7 protein-coding genes are annotated in these 16,060 nt (G+C 43.1%); 4 read left to right on the top strand and 3 right to left on the bottom strand.

Annotation, left to right across the window (positions count from 1 at the left end; all coding sequences use genetic code 11):
* The first annotated feature begins 105 nt into the window (after positions 1-105).
* Positions 106-7,797, top strand: a complete 7,692-nt coding sequence (locus ODU45_RS03960) for a DUF1542 domain-containing protein (RefSeq protein WP_398580816.1) — start codon at positions 106-108, stop codon at positions 7,795-7,797.
* 218 nt (positions 7,798-8,015) lie between these two features.
* Here the strand turns inward: ODU45_RS03960 and ODU45_RS03955 are convergent, their stop codons facing one another.
* The 3 genes from ODU45_RS03955 to ODU45_RS03945 form a co-directional block, all read right to left on the bottom strand.
* A complete protein-coding gene (locus ODU45_RS03955; RefSeq protein ID WP_398580815.1) occupies positions 8,016-9,638 on the bottom strand; it encodes a hypothetical protein in 1,623 nt (540 codons plus the stop codon).
* 9 nt (positions 9,639-9,647) lie between these two features.
* Positions 9,648-10,346 (bottom strand): ATP-binding cassette domain-containing protein, encoded by a 699-nt coding sequence (locus ODU45_RS03950; RefSeq protein ID WP_398580814.1) that lies wholly within the window; start codon positions 10,344-10,346, stop codon positions 9,648-9,650.
* A 93-nt stretch (positions 10,347-10,439) separates the two neighbouring features.
* Complete coding sequence (locus ODU45_RS03945; protein WP_029171643.1) at positions 10,440-11,612, bottom strand: NAD(P)/FAD-dependent oxidoreductase; 1,173 nt, start codon at positions 11,610-11,612, stop codon at positions 10,440-10,442.
* Between the two features lie 238 nt (positions 11,613-11,850).
* Here ODU45_RS03945 and ODU45_RS03940 point away from each other — a divergent pair, with 238 nt between their 5' ends.
* From ODU45_RS03940 to ODU45_RS03930, 3 genes are all read left to right on the top strand, one after another.
* Positions 11,851-13,251, top strand: a complete 1,401-nt coding sequence (locus tag ODU45_RS03940) for a glycoside hydrolase family 1 protein (RefSeq protein ID WP_398580813.1) — start codon at positions 11,851-11,853, stop codon at positions 13,249-13,251.
* Between the two features lie 169 nt (positions 13,252-13,420).
* Positions 13,421-13,915 carry a DUF536 domain-containing protein gene (locus tag ODU45_RS03935; protein WP_012774919.1) on the top strand — a complete coding sequence of 165 codons (495 nt, stop codon included), beginning with the start codon at positions 13,421-13,423 and terminating at the stop codon, positions 13,913-13,915.
* 245 nt (positions 13,916-14,160) lie between these two features.
* The gene (locus ODU45_RS03930) at positions 14,161-15,921 is read left to right on the top strand and encodes a glycerophosphodiester phosphodiesterase (RefSeq protein ID WP_105153263.1); all 1,761 of its coding nucleotides are present in this window, start codon (positions 14,161-14,163) and stop codon (positions 15,919-15,921) included.
* Positions 15,922-16,060: the final 139 nt, after the last annotated feature.

Raw genomic sequence — 16,060 nt, 5'->3', positions numbered from 1 at the left:
TGGGTATCCTTCTGCTAAGTTTTTAAAGCAGGAGGTGTGTTTTTGTACATGGTGTTACAGGAACCAGAAATGATGGCATTCGCCAGTAAAATATAGGAGGATATCATGTCTTATAAAGATATGTTCAGAAAAGAACAACGTTTTTCTTTTCGCAAATTTAGCTTTGGTCTAGCTTCGGCAGTCATTGCAAACGTTATTTTGGGAGGAGCAATCGCAAACAGCCCAGTTGTTCATGCTAACACAGTGACAGAAGCAGAGGCAGCTGTAGCACCAGCTAACCAAGACCTTGGAAATGAGACTAAAACGGAAGAAGAACCCAAGGAACCAATCGAAGCAGTTCGTGCGGACGTAGAAAACCGTGCAGCTGAAATCTTGCCGGAGGCGCTGAATGCTAGTGTAACAAATGCACCTGCAACCATGCCGACAATTGGGGTGAACTCAGGACTTGCTGCTAAGAAGGGTGATAATCGCCAATATGAAGTTCTCCATGTTTTTGGTAATGTTGAAGGAACGACTGAATTAGAAAAAGGTGATACAGCGGCACCAGATTTTGTACCAGCAAATGCAACTAAATCCTTCCTTGTAACAGATCCAGAGGGTGATGCTGTAGCGCTTACATATGGAGTCCCAGGAAACATCACTGCATATGAAGCAGGGAATTCAGGCTCAATGGTTACTAATGGTAGCGATCCAATTTCTGTGGAAACTGGGAATATAGGAAAGGAACACAGCGGTGAACTTCTTTTTGATGCCCAAGGTCGTCTGACTGGTGAATTCCCGTATGGTCAAGGTGGTCTCTATTCACGTATCGTTAAGATGACAGATGCCAAAGGAAATGTATCATACAGTAACCCATTCTATGTTATTGCTTATACGGATAAACGAGCTGATAATACAGATTTAACAGTTGCAACGGCGTCAGACTTGACAGATGCTAAGATCTTTGGCAAGCTGACAATTGATACAACAAGTAAAGGCAGAGATGTGAACCCATCACTCACTGTTCCTACATCTGAGTACACTCGTGAAATCGTAGGCTACCGCTTAAAAGGAGAAACAGAAGAGAAAATTCTTTCGGCAACAACCCTAAATACCCTACCAGCAGGTGGAAACTACGAAATCAAAGTTAAGACAACTAACCAATACGGTCAGACAATCTATAACTGGGTACCAGTAAATGACACACGTACGAAAGAAGTTGAAAAGGTAGATACATATCTATTTAGAAATTCTCCTATCCAAACAGTTGATGGAAGCAACAAGGTTAAGATGCTAACGGTTGAGGATAAGGATGGTGTAGATAAAATTACATTCTATCAATCTCCAAATAATGTTGAGACCCCAATTAGTGGCATTGAAATTACTAAAGAAAATGGTACTACAGCGAATACAGCAGTTGCCTATGCAACAGGTACTCCAACAGAGGAGAAACTTGGTGTCTATAGACGTTCCTTTGGAGTAACAGATTCTTTAGGCAATATGGAGTTTGTAGCTGTCAATGTTGACGGAGATAAACGTCACGTTACTCGCTTGCTAGATACAAGATTTACCAACAATACAAATGTGTTGGAAAAACAAGCTGGCGAACTTCCGACAAAAGAAGAAATTCTTGCCAAAGTTGAAGTGATTACAGGTTCTGGGAACCAAGAAGTTTTAGCAGACACAACAATGTACAGTAGTGTAGAATTGGCACCAAATCAAAAAGTTCCAACTGAACCAGGCGAATATGATGTAAAAGTTCGTGTTGTAACAGCATCAAATGTATACAAGGATGTGACAGTCAAGGTTATCATTCCTAAATATTCAGATGTCTTGACAGCTAAAGCTGACGAGAATACTAGCTTGGTACCAGGAAGTGGTACAGTAGCGACACAACCAATCACCTTCACAAAAGAGGAAGTGGTTGATGGTCAGAAGACAAACGTAGCGACGACAGCACCTGCAGGTACGGCTTATGCAGTGGAGCCAAAATTCTTATCTGAAAAACAAGCACTTGGTTATGAAATTTCAGTAAGTGAGACAGGTGAAGTTTCGGTTAAAGCACCGGCTAATCAAGAAGTTGATGTTACTGTTCCAGTAACTGTGGCTTATCCAGATAATTCGACGGATACAGTGAATGTGTCGTTCAAGGTTAATCAAAAAGATTTGGCTCAGATAGAAGCTAAAAAGGCGATTGACGATAAGTTGGCTGAGGTAATCAAAGAGCTCGAAGCAAAACGGGATGTAGCAATTGCTGAAATTGATAATAACATTTCTTTGAGAGAAGAACAGAAACAGGCTGCTAAGGCTGCTGTTACTGCCGTTGCTGGGGATGCTTTGAAAGACTTAGACAACAAGGCGATAGAAGCTAAAGAAAAAATTGATAAAGCTACGACTGTTTCAGAAATCAATGACGCTAAGACTAATGGTGAGATTAGTCTGGACAATGCAGAAGCAGTAGGCGAAAAATCTATTGATTGGACGAAGGAACAAGAGCGAGCTAAAGCAGAAGTTGAAAACAAAGCATTCGAAGCGTTGAAAAAAGTTAACAATAATCCAAATTTGTCAGAGGATGATAAACAGGCGCACTTTGACGACATTAACGCAACTAAAGAAACTGCAATTGAGGAGATCAATAATGCTGAAGATACTGAAGAAATTACGGCGGCAATTGACAAAGCGGAAATTGCATACAATGAAGATGTTATTAACGCAGCCCAACTTGATGCTTTGAATAAGCTTGAAAAAGATAGCGAAGAAACTAAGGCAGCTATTGATGCTAATCCAAACTTAACTCCGGAAGAGAAAGCAAAAGCTATTGCTAAGGTAGATGAGCTTGTTAATAACGCCGAATCTGACATTTTGTCGCAACCTACCCCAGAAAAAGTTCAAGCAGTGGAGGATAAGGCTGACAAAGATCTTGCCAAAGTAGAACTTCAAGCAGCAGCAGACGATGCGAAGAAAGGCATTGAAGCCAATCCGAATTTGACTCCAGAAGAGAAAGAATCAGCTAAGAAAGCAGTAGAAGATGCGGTTAAGGTGGCGACAGACGCTATTGATAAGGCGTCAACTCCAACCGAAGTTGACACAGCGACAAGCGATGGAGTGAAGGCTATTGATGCAGAAGAGTTTAAAGCTACTCAGAAAGATGCTAAGAACAAGATTGCCAAAGAAGCAGAATCAGCTAAGAAAGCGATTGACGACAATCAAAACTTGACTCCAGATGAGAAGGAATCAGCTAAGAATGCAGTGAAAGAGGCGGCTAAAGTAGCAACAGACGCAATTGATAAAGCGTCAACTCCAAATGCAGTTCAAGCAGAAGAGCACAAAGGTGTAGCAGCTATCAATTTGATTACTGCCAAGGCAGATGCTAAAGGTGCCGTTGCTGCTAAGTTGGCAGATGAAATCAAAAAGCTCAAAGATAAGCAAGCAGAAGCAGAAAAAGCCATCGATGCGTCAACTATGACTAATGAGGAGAAAGCAATCGCTAAGAAGGCTCTTCAAGATGTTGTAGATAAAGGAAAAGCAGATCTTGAAGATGCAGCTAGGGTAGCAACAAATGAGATTCATGAAGCTACTACTACAGAAAAAGCGAAAGCGGCGGAACTTGCTGGCGAAAAGAGCTTGACAGACACAGGTAAAGAAGCTAGAGATGCAGTTGAATTGGCTAAGGATAAAGAATTAGCTAAGGAAGCAATCCGAACAGAAAAAGAAGAAGCTACTAAAATAGTAGAGAAGCTTGCAGAAGATACGCTCAAAGCTATCAATGAAGATCCAAACTTGTCAGATGAAGTTAAGGAAGCTGAAATTAAAAAGCTAACTGACGCTGTGACAAAAACTTTAGAAACCATTCGTGACAATGCAGATAAGGCTACGCAAGAAGCAGAAAAAGCTCAAGCCCTAGCTGATCTTGAAAAAGCTAAAGAAACACAGAAAATTGCAGATAAGGCTGCGATTGATGAGTTGAATTTACTTGTGAAAGATGGTGAGCTTGAAGTTACTAAACGAGATGCTAAGAACAAGATTGCTAAAGATGCAGCCGCCGCTAAAGAAGCCATTGCAACCAATCCGAACCTGACAGATGCAGAGAAGAAAACCTTCACCGATGCGGTAGATGCAGAAGTAGCCAAAGCTAACGACGCTATTTCAGCTGCAACCAGCCCAGCAGATGTTCAAAAAGAAGAGGATGCAGGTGTTGCAGCCATTGCAGAAGATGTTCTCGACGCAGCGAAACAAGATGCGAAGAACAAGATTGCCAAAGATGCAGCCGCTGCTAAAGAAGCCATTGCAACCAATCCAAACTTGACAGATGAAGCTAAGGAAGCTGCTAAGAAAGCAGTAGATACAGATGCCCAAACTGCAACAGATGCTATTGATAAGGCGCTAAAACCAGACGCAGTTCAAGCCGAGGAAGATAAAGGCGTAGGCGCAATCGCCAAAGATGTTCTTGACGCAGCGAAACAAGATGCGAAGAACAAGATTGCTAAAGAATCCGACGCCGCTAAGTCAGCGATTGACGACAATCAAAACTTGACTCCAGATGAGAAGGAATCAGCTAAGAATGCAGTAGAAGCGGCAGCTAAGGTAGCAACAGACGCAATTGATAAAGCGTCAACTCCAGGGGCGGTTCAAGTAGAAGAGGACAAAGGTGTAGCAGCTATCAATTTGATTACTGCTAAGGCAGATGCTAAAGGTGCTATTGCTGCTAAGTTGGCAGATGAAATCAAAAAACTCAAAGATAAGCAAGCAGAAGCAGAAAAAGCCATTGATGCGTCAACTATGACTGATGCGGAGAAAGCAATTGCTAAGGAGGCTCTTCAAGATGCTGTAGATAAAGGAAAAGCAGCTCTTGAAGAAGCTGCTAGGGTAGCAACAAATGAAATTCATAAAGCTACTACTGTAGAAGATGCGAAAGCGGCTACACTTGCTGGCGAAAAGAGCTTGACAGATACAGGTAAAGAAGCTAGAGATGCAGTTGAATTGGCTAAGGATAAAGAATTAGCTAAGGAAGCAATCCGAACGGAAGAAGAAGAAGCAACTAGAATAGTAGAGAAGCTTGCAGAAGATACGCTCAAAGCTATCAAGGAAGATCCAAACTTGTCAGATGAAGATAAGCAAGCCGAAATTAAAAAGCTAACTGACGTTGTGACAAAAACTTTAGAAACCATTCATGACAATGCAACTAAGGCTACACAAGAAGCAGAAAAAACACAAGCCCTAGCAGATCTTGAAAAAGCTAAAGAAACACAGAAAATTGCAGATAAGGCTGCGATTGATGGGTTGACTTCACTTGTGAAAGATGGTGAGCTTGACGCCGCTAAACAAGATGCTAAGAACAAGATTGCTAAAGAAGTTGACGCCGCTAAGTCAGCAATTGATGCCAATCCGAACTTATCAGATGCAGAGAAGGAATCAGCTAAGAAAGCGGTAGATGCTGATGCTAAAGCTGCGACAGAAGCAATTGATGCTTCAACAAGTCCAGTCGAAGCGCAATCGGCAGAGGACAAAGGCGTAGGTTCAATCGCCCAAGATGTTCTTGACGCAGCGAAACAAGACGCTAAGAACAAGATTGCTAAAGAAGTTGACGCCGCTAAGTCAGCCATTGACTCCAATCCGAACCTGACAGATGCAGAGAAGGAATCAGCTAAGAAAGCGGTAGATGCTGATGCTAAAGTTGCGACAGAAGCAATTGATGCTTCAACAAGTCCAGTCGAAGCGCAATCGGCAGAGGATAAAGGCGTAGGTTCAATCGCCCAAGATGTTCTTGACGCCGCTAAACAAGATGCTAAGAACAAGATTGCTAAAGAATCCGATGCTGCTAAGTCAGCTATCGATACTAATCCAAACTTGACAGATGCAGAGAAGGAATCAGCTAAGAAAGCGGTAGATGCTGATGCTAAAGCTGCGACAGAAGCAATTGATGCTTCAACAAGTCCAGTCGAAGCGCAATCGGCAGAGGATAAAGGCGTAGGTTCAATCGCCCAAGATGTTCTTGACGCAGCGAAACAAGATGCTAAGAACAAGATTGCCAAAGAAGTTGACGTCGCTAAGTCAGCAATTGATGCCAATCCGAACTTATCAGATGCAGAGAAGGAAGCTTCTAAGAAAGCGGTAGATGCTGATGCTAAAGCTGCGACAGAAGCAATTGATGCTTCAACAAGTCCAGTCGAAGCGCAATCGGCAGAGGACAAAGGCGTAGGTTCAATCGCCCAAGATGTTCTTGACGCAGCGAAACAAGACGCTAAGAACAAGATTGCTAAAGAAGTTGACGCCGCTAAGTCAGCAATTGACTCCAATCCAAACTTGACAGATGCAGAGAAGGAATCAGCTAAGAAAGCAGTGGATACAGCTGCCCAAGCTGCGACAGATGCTATTGCTAAGGCATCAACTCCAGATGCAGTTCAAGCCGAGGAAGATAAAGGCGTAGGCGCAATCGCCCAAGATGTTCTTGATGCAGCGAAACAAGACGCTAAGAACAAGATTGCTAAAGAAGTTGACGTCGCTAAGTCAGCAATTGATGCCAATCCGAACCTGACAGCTGCAGAGAAGGAATCAGCTAAGAAAGCAGTAGATGCGGATGCTCAAGCTGCGACAGCCGCAATTGATGCTTCAACAAGTCCATCCGACGCACAATCAGCCGAGGATAAAGGCGTCTCAGCCATCGCTAAGGATGTTCTTGACGCAGCGAAACAAGATGCTAAGAACAAGATTGCTAAAGAGGCAGAATCCGCTAAGTCAGCCATTGACGCGAAACCAAACTTGTCAGATGCAGAGAAAGAATCAGCTAAGAAAGCAGTAGATGCGGATGCTCAAGCTGCGACAGCCGCAATTGCTAAGGCATCAACGTCAGATGCAGTTCAATCAGAGGAAGATAAAGGCGTAGGCGCAATCGCCAAAGACGTTCTTGATGCAGCGAAACAAGATGCTAAGAACAAGATTGGTAAAGAAGCAGAATCCGCTAAGTCAGCCATTGACTCCAATCCGAACTTGACAGATGCAGCTAAGGAAGCGGCTAAATCTGAAATTGATAAAGCTGTTGACGAAGTGATTGCTTTAATCAATGGTGTTAGAACTCATCAAGAGTTGGAAAAAATCAAACTTCCAATGGCAGCTCTAATTAAACCAGCTGCGAAAGTAACACCAGTGGTTGATCCAAATAACTTGACTGAAAAAGAAATTGCTCGTATCAAGGCATTCCTTAAAGAGAACAATAACCTCCCAGAAGGAACAGAGATTAATGTTTCTAAGGATGCTTCAGTGACAATTAAATATCCAGATGGAACTATTGATTTGCTATCACCAGTAGAAGTTGTGAAGCAGGCAGATAAAACTGCTCCTACGGTCGCAAATGATGGCAAAGGTAATATTGTGATTGTGCCGTCTGAAAAAGCTGTTGAGATTGTTGTTTCATACGTAGATAACAATGGTAAGCCGCAAACTGTAGTTGTTACGAAAGGTACGGATGGTTTATGGACAGCAAGTAATACAGTGGTGATTGTGGACCCTGTGACTGGGCAAGTAATCGTTCCAGGTTCTGTTATTAAGCCAGGTACAGTTGTTACAGCATACTCTAAAGACGAGGTTGGAAATAGTTCTGATTCAGCAGAAGCTGAAGTTGTGGCAGTAGACGAAAATAATTCTGCAGCAGGAGTGAAAGTTAAATCAGTTACTACAAATGCTAATAATGTTGAGAAGAAAGCTAAGCAATTACCGAATACTGGTGAGGAAGCAAATTCAGCAACTTCACTCGGATTAGTAGCTCTTGGACTCGGATTAGCACTTCTTGCAGCAAAGAGAAGAAGAGACGAAGAAGCTTAAGATAAGCTCTTCCTCAGAACTCTTTTGGAAGCCGCAATTTTCCTAGAAGATAGTAGTATGATACTCTTTTATAGCAAGGAAATTCCCTCGCTATGATTGGTAGGTATCAGTTATTATCTATCGAAACCCCAAAATCCAAAGTCATTCGACTTTGGATTTTTTTGATACGACATGCTCGTCATACCTAAAAAACAGCCTTCTCTTGCGAGAGGCTGTTTTTATGCTTTCAATCTAAAAGTCTGCGGAGCTTTTTTCAATAAAATCCAGTAACCGATGCTAACATAGGCAATCATAGCCAGGGAAACCAGCAGGATATAGGTGTGGCTGCCTACATTGATTCGGGTGTTGAGATAGGCCACCCAGTAGAGAGCACCACTGAGAAATTTATAGACAGGATTGACCACATCCATGTCATTGGTAAAAGGCTGGAGGATATAGTAGATAAAAAGGTCGTGGAAGGAAAAGAGGGCTGTCAAACTCAGTAGGAGCAGGGCAGTTAGTAGAATGGTTTCCAAACTAAAGGCAAACCGCCCCAGCACCATGATAGCCAAAAAGAGGCTGGTCGCAAAGATGAGATTGAGCTTGCAGGTTTGCAAAAATCGGTAGTTAAAACCAGCGATAATAGTCTTAGCTTCTCGATAGAAGGGATAGTGAAGCATGGAAATATCGCAGTTGACAAAGACCATTTGAGCAACCACCTTGCCCGACGAAGCTACATACATAATCATGAAGGAAAGCGGTAGGAATTGGAGCAAGTAGGCTTCCGTAAAGGAAAACGGCTCTAAAAAGTAACGAATCCCCTCCAGGGCTGCCAGAATCACCCCTACTGCCAAGACCCAGTTCCGCACCTTCTTATAGAGGATTTTTTTGTAGCGGTCAAATAGCAGAGCGTTTAGGTAGGTCATGCCAGACAGGTGGGATAGGTCTTTTCCCTTTTCTGTGCTGAGCTCTGCCTGCATCTGCAAACCCTGGCGAGTATATTCATTGCCCTTGGTCATCTCAAAAATCTTCTTATCCATTTGCAAGGACTGGTCCATGCAGTAGGAAAGATAGTCTAGGTGGTTGGTTTGTTGCTTCAAATACTTATAACTAAACCAAATCAGCAAGACTTGACAGACAAGCACAGGCAGTAAAAAGATTGGTAGTAGATGATTGCGGAAAAGGATAAGGCAGGCAATTGCTACTAAACCAGTTCCAAAGATGACCCAAGATTGCCAAGAGTTTCGACGTGCCAAAATACCTCTCTTGAATAGTGCTCGATTGAGAGCATGACCAGTAAGGCTTCCTGATGGGATAGTCAGCAATCCTAGAGGTAGATAGAGCCAATTTCCAGCAAGACTAGAAAAGATGAGCAAGGCAGGCAGGTAGGCCAGACTGGTGATAATGGGCTCTACAAAGAGTTGACTCTGGAGAAAACTAGACTGGGAAAGACCGAAATTTCGCATGAACTCTCGTTCAGGTTTGGCAATAAAAGGCTCAAAACCTCTGCCAAACCGATAGATGTAGCCAACAAAGATAGCCCACATGGAAAAGCATAGGAGCCAAGCATCTGACGGGATTTGCCAAAAGTTCAGCTGATTGTTAGATAGGAGTTTGATCCAGAAGGCAGCAATGCAAGAATAAAAGGCTAACCAAATTCCCTTGATCAGAAAGCGACTGGGGATGGAGAGGATGTGCAGGACCAAAAAGAAACCAGACTTAAAGCTGTAAGACTTGAAAATACTTTCTGGAATGCTCTTTCCCACAAGTGGCAGTTTTCGCAGGTAGTAGAAAAATCCGTTGACGGAGCGATGGAGGGCATACTTTTCCCGATACCAAAAATAACGTAGAATGGTTTTCATTGGCTCCTCCTAATCTGCTGTCAGCAAGGCAACCACTTCCTGTTCAAAGTCAGGGTCGTGGAGTTTGTTACTCGGAACTGCTTGCAATTCTTGGTGATGGAGCAAAACAATCTCGTCACAGAGGTCCTGAGCCAGCTGCAAAATGTGGGTAGAAAAGATAATGACGGAATCCTTCTTAGCTTCCCGAATTAGTTGTTTGAACTCGTGTGCAGCCACAGGGTCAAAGGAAGTCAGCGGCTCATCTAAGAGAAGGACAGGTGGCTGGACAATCAAAGACAGAAGCAACTGGACCTTGTTCTGCATACCATGGGAAAAATCCTTGAGCAGGCGATGCTGGTCTTCTTCTCCGATACCGACCAAGTTTAGCCATTCTTCTGGACTGCGAGGAGATTTGAGTTTATCCTTGTGAATGTCCATATAGAATCGGACAAACTCGTAGGCAGTCATAAAAGCAGGTAATTGTGGATAGGTCTGGGTAAAACCGATGTCTGTATTATCGTAGTCAAATGTTTCTTCGCCTTTTACAAACTGAATCGAGCCACTATCCAAGGTCAGATTTCGGGCAATGCAGTTAAACAAGGTTGTTTTACCAGCCCCGTTCCGTCCTAGCAAGCCGTAAATCTTGCCTTGTTCAAATTGAAAACTGGCATCCTCCAGAATAATCTTGTGGTCAAATTTTTTAGAAATAGAAGAAAGTTTCAGTTGCATAGCCAATCTCCTTTTGTTATATTGTTATGGATTTATCATACAACAACAAACAAAAAAATTCAAGCAAATTTTTGCTTGAATGTGATGTAAAAACTAGTAATGTAAGCTCCCTGCCACCCAGCCAGTTGCAAGACAGTAGGTAATGTTAAAGCCGCCGGTGTGGGCGTTGATGTCCAGGACCTCGCCTGCAAAGTGGAGGCCTGGGACTTTCTTGCTTTCCAAGGTTTTGGGATTGATTTCCTTGAGGTCAACGCCACCCTTGGTCACAAATGATTTGGCAAGGGACATCTTGCCTGTAATCTTGATAGGTAAGGCTTTGAGGAGGGTAACCAGTTCAGTCAGGTCTTTTTGGGAAACTTGCTTGACCTTGCTATCGTAGTTTTCAGCGAAAAAGTCTGCTAGGCGATCTGGCATGAGTTCTCTGAGGGCATTCTTGACGGATTTTTCCCTGTTGGCTTCTAAATGCTCAAACAAATCTTGTTCAGAATGGGTCGGCAGAGCATCGAGAAATGCGGTTTCGCCGCCTTTGACAAAACTAGACAGACGCAGAGCAGCGGGTCCCGACAGACCAAAGTGGGTGAAGAGCAGGTCGTGGGTGATGACATGCTTGCCGTAGGTCAGAGTGACGTCGTCCAGGGAAATGCCTTGGAGCTTCTTGTGGGGGAAGTCGGTCAGAACGGGGCTTTCAGCGGCCTCAATCTCCGTGACTTCCAGCTTGAAGTGGCGGGCAATGTCGTGACCAAAGCCAGTCGAGCCAGTGGAGGGATAGGTCTTGCCGCCAGTGGTGACAATCAGCTGGGGAGCTGTAAAGGTCTCCTCGCTGGTCTTGACATGGAAGAGGTCGTCAATCTTGCGGACGGAAACCACCTCAGTTCCTGTGCGGATATCCACGCCATTTTCCAGCATCTTCATTTCCAGGCACTTGATAATGGTCTGGGAACGGTCGGTGGTCGGAAAGACACGGCCGTGGTCCTCGACCTTGAGCTTGACCCCATTTTCCTGAAAGAAATTCATAATGTCATGGTTGTCAAACTGAGAAAAGACACTGTATAGAAAGCGGCCATTTCCAGGAATGCCAGCCAGCAGGTCTTCCAAAGTACCGTTGTTGGTCACATTGCAACGGCCGCCACCTGTGCCAGACAGTTTCTTGCCCAAACGCTTGTTTTTTTCGAGGAGTAGGGTCTTCTTGCCGTAAAAACTGGAAGAAATAGCGGCCATCATGCCCGCAGGTCCCGCTCCGATAATAATGGTATCTACTGTATTCATGCCTTTATTGTATCATATTTTCATCAAGAAAGTAGTTTGAGTCTTTGCTATGATTTGTGGAGTTTTTCCTTGAAATTGCGGAAGACCATTGACGGGATAGGGGAGTATACTTAGACTAAGGGAAATTAGTTTTTATCAAGAGCCTGTATGTACAAGCAAAGTATTTTTTTTGGAGGCTGCATTGTGAATCCAGGTTCTAACAATTCCGTCTGTAGTATGAAAGAAAGTAGGTAGAAGAATGGTAACTGAGCAAAGAGAGTATCGTTTTCCAGAAGGTTTTTTGTGGGGCTCCTCCACTTCAGGGCCTCAAAGTGAGGGAAGCGTAGCTGGTGATGGAAAGGGGTGGAATAACTGGGATTACTGGTACAGTCAGGAACCGGAGCTCTTTCAACAGCAAATAGGACCAGAACAAACATCGACTTTCTATGAACATTTCCAGTCAGATTTGGATTTGTTGGTGGAAACAGGTCATAGTATTTTTCGCACCTCTATACAGTGGTCACGTCTGATTCCGGAAGGGATAGGCGAGGTCAATCCGCAAGCTGTGGAGTTTTATAGGGCTGTATTTGCAGGTATTCGAGAGCGTGGGATAAAGCTTTTGGTCAATCTTTATCATTTCGATTTGCCTTATGTCTTACAGGAAAAAGGGGGCTGGGAAAATAAGGAGATCGTCTGGGCCTATGAGGCTTATGCTCGCCAGTGTTTCAGTCTCTTTGGAGATCTGGTGGATCATTGGATCACCTTTAATGAACCCATTGTTCCAGTAGAATGTGGCTATCTAGGAAGCTATCATTATCCTTGCAAGGTGGATGCAAAGGCAGCAGTGATCGTAGCGTATCACACTCAACTGGCTAGTTCTTTGGCTGTTCGGGCCTGTCACCAACTACACCCAGACCACAAAATTTCCATTGTTCTTAATCTTACTCCTGCCTATCCAAGAAGTCAGAGTCCAGAAGATTTACAGGCAGCGTGGATTGCTGAGCTATTTCAAACGAGAAGTTTTTTGGATCCATCTGTTTTGGGACAATACCCAAGGGAACTGGTTGACATTCTTGAAAAACACGGTTTACGTCCAGAAACCACAGAGGAGGAATTGACTATTATCAAAGAAAATAGGGTTGACTTTCTGGGAGTAAATTATTACCAGCCCCTGCGCGTGCAGGCTCCTTCAGAAGATGGATGGAACGGAGAAGCTACTTTCCTATCCCAATATTTCCAGCCTTATGATAAGCCTGACAAGAAAATCAATCCCCATAGAGGCTGGGAAATTTATGAAGAAGGGCTGTACGACATTGCCAAAAATATCCAGGAAAACTATGGGAATATCGAATGGTTGGTAACGGAGAACGGTATGGGAGTTGAAGGGGAGGATGTTTTTGAAGAAAATGGCATGATTCAGGATGACTATCGGATTAAATTCATGGAAGACCATTTGATTCAGCTCCATCGAGGTATTGAAGAAGGAGCGAACTGTAAGGGCTATATGGTCTGGACATTTATTGACTGCTGGTCTTGGTTAAATGCCTATAAAAACCGATACGGTTTGGTCTCGCTTGACCTCCAAACTCAGAAGCGTACCGTTAAAAAATCTGGATATTGGTTCAAGCAAGTGAGTGCTAAAAATGGTTTTATTAGATAGAATGTATATTTCGTTTCTACATAACATTGCATTGAGATAAGATGCTTTTGAGGTTTGTGATTATCCACTAATGCTTGGTAAGAAAATTCCCCTAGATTTGACAGGGATAGGGTTCTGTGGTAATATTTTAATGATACAAACTATGAGAAATGTAAGTACCGAGGATATTATGGGAATCGAAAAAACAGTCAGTGAGTTAGCTGAAATTTTAGGAGTGAGCCGGCAGGCTATGAATAATCGTGTCAAATCACTTCCTGAAGAATTTGTAGATAAAAATGACAAGGGTGTGACCGTTGTAAACCGTGCTGGCTTGATTAAGTTGGAGGAAATCTACAAAACAACCATTTTTGAAGATGAGCCGATTAGCGATGAAGTCAAGCATCGTGAATTGATGGAAATTTTAGTTGACGAGAAAAATGCTGAAATCATCCGCTTATATAGTCAATTAAAAGCCAAAGATAAGCAACTTGCCGAAAAAGATGAACAACTCAAGGTTAAAGATGTGCAGATTGCTGAGAAGGATAAACAGTTAGATCAGCAACAGCAATTGACACTAAAAGCTATGGCCGATAAGGAAGTTCTCAAGTTGGAATTGGACGAAGTTAAAGCACAGGCAGAAGAAGTGCAAGCTAAAGGCTTCTTTGCACGTTTGTTTGGGAAATAAAAAGGTCCGGGGGACCTTTTTATCATGAGCTTGGAAACAAGAGAGCGAATAAAGGTCTGGGGGAGTGAAACAGTCTGGGGATAGACAGTTTCAGCCCGCGCTTGGAAATAGGAAAGCAAATCAAAAGTAAGAAATCAAGCTCCACTTAGGAACTTGATTTTTTCTATACTCCATCCATTACTTTCTCAATCTTTCATCCTTGATGAAGGCTTGCAATTCTTGCTAGAATATGGGACACTAGAATCATGAAAAAGATACAACGTGAATTTCAAAAAATATATTACAACTTAGACAAAATCCTTTTGCTCTTTTTTACCCTGTTTACCTTTATGGAATTTGTTTGGATACCGCTCAATTCATGGATTTCTGAGGGACTCTTAGCTATGACAGGGCATGCCTACCTTTCACCGACGAATTTGTTGTCGGTGTTTGCTGAAAATCTGCTCGTGACAGGCTTGTTTATTCTCCTCTTTTTTGTCAACATTGCCATTGCCTACCTAGAATTAGCTCTATTGTTCACAGGGGTTTGGCAACTGTTGGATGAAAAAGTCAAGCACCTCCCCGACTATTTACGGGATGTACGAGATAGTATGGTGGCGATTATCCGTCACAGTAGCCTACCAAAGGTTCTATTTCTGCTCTTTTACTCAGTTATTCTTCTCCCATTTTTACGCCGAGTATTAAATATCTATTATTTTAATAAAATCGTAGTGCCCCAATTTATCGTAGATTACCTATCCAATACAGTCTGGCTAGGAATATTGATTTTGGTCTTCCTCCTCTTGTTCTTCTGGCTTGCGGCACGCTTCATGTACGCTCTGCCAAACATTTATTTTGAACACAGGGGTGTGAAGGAGTCTATCGCTTATTCTTGGGAGAAGACCAGAGGCAGAAAGCAAATCGGTTCATTGTTCCGTCTAATTTGGTTGATCACTTTTCCAGTTCTCCTATTTACAGGAGTAGGAGGACTATTCTATCTTGTGCAACTATTAGCAGAGCATTTTGTACCAAGTACTTCTTACTGGCTGGCAGTTGTCTGTTACGCACTTCTAAAATTAGCCTACTACGGAGTAGTCGCACTCTTCATGATGGGATTTGTCAGCCTCCTAACAGGAAAACAACTCCCAATCTACCGCCGTAAACGCCTCCGTCATCACCTTCGACTAGCCATTTTGCTCGTATCTGGTCTGGTGTTCGGTACCCAAGGAGCGCTTGCCCTCTACTTTCCCTTTGACACTTTGCCGGTTACCATTTCTCACCGAGGTGTCGATGACGGCAATGCTGTCCAGAACTCTATTGAAGCCCTAGAGAAAACTTCTCAGCTCAAACCAGACTACATTGAGATGGATGTTCAGGAGACAAAGGATGGTCAGTTTATTGTCATGCATGATACGGATTTATTGGCTTTGACGGGCAATCCCGGAGGTACACATGACTATACTCTTGCAGAGTTGACAGGGATGACTGCATCAGAAAACGGCATGACAGCTCCAGTTCCTTCTTTTGATGAATATCTTGAAAAAGCGGATGAGCTAGGACAAAAATTATTGGTAGAAATTAAAGTGACCAAGGCAGACTCACCAAACCTCACCCGTAATTTCTTACAAAAATACGGTCAACGTTTGATTGCCAAAGGGCACCAAATGCAATCATTAGATTACCATACCATTATTGAAATAAAGCAGTATAGCGAGAAATTAGTATCCTTCTTTATTCTTCCGTTCAACTCCATCTATCCGACGACGGTTGCTGACGGCTATACTATGGAGTATACCTCGCTGGATCAAAATTTTATGACCAAGTCTTGGATTCGCGGTAAGTCAGTGTATGCTTGGACACCAAATGATGAGGAGAGTATGACTAAGATGTTGCTGCTACAAGTGGACGGCATCATCACTGACAACATGACCGACCTCCAAAGTCTGATGGAGGAAATGAAAGAGAATCGACGCTATCCAGACCTCTTTTTCCAGCAATTCCAGTCTTTGATTTATAATTTTGAATAAAAAAATCGCGAGAGGAGAGTATGAACTGCTCCCTGTCAAGTGGACAATGAAATAATAAAAGATTAGGCGACGGCCTTGTTCCTCATTTCAAGAGGGGCAAGGCCGTTGTTGCGTTCTTGAAATCGTTGATGATTATAAA

The sequence above is a fragment of the Streptococcus sp. 2022WUSS135 genome (assembly GCF_044427045.1).
GTDB lineage: Bacteria > Bacillota > Bacilli > Lactobacillales > Streptococcaceae > Streptococcus > Streptococcus hashimotonensis.
The sequence above is the reverse complement of the archived record's forward strand: the minus strand, read 5'-3'. Positions and strand labels throughout refer to the sequence as shown.

Bases quoted from the DNA above. Each gene is read 5' to 3' on its own strand.
- ODU45_RS03960 (WP_398580816.1), top strand. From the start codon at position 106: ATGTCTTATAAAGATATGTTCAGAAAAGAACAACGTTTTTCTTTTCGC.
- ODU45_RS03955 (WP_398580815.1), bottom strand. From the start codon at position 9,638: ATGAAAACCATTCTACGTTATTTTTGGTATCGGGAAAAGTATGCCCTC.
- ODU45_RS03950 (WP_398580814.1), bottom strand. From the start codon at position 10,346: ATGCAACTGAAACTTTCTTCTATTTCTAAAAAATTTGACCACAAGATT.
- ODU45_RS03945 (WP_029171643.1), bottom strand. From the start codon at position 11,612: ATGAATACAGTAGATACCATTATTATCGGAGCGGGACCTGCGGGCATG.
- ODU45_RS03940 (WP_398580813.1), top strand. From the start codon at position 11,851: ATGGTAACTGAGCAAAGAGAGTATCGTTTTCCAGAAGGTTTTTTGTGG.
- ODU45_RS03935 (WP_012774919.1), top strand. From the start codon at position 13,421: ATGGGAATCGAAAAAACAGTCAGTGAGTTAGCTGAAATTTTAGGAGTG.
- ODU45_RS03930 (WP_105153263.1), top strand. From the start codon at position 14,161: ATGAAAAAGATACAACGTGAATTTCAAAAAATATATTACAACTTAGAC.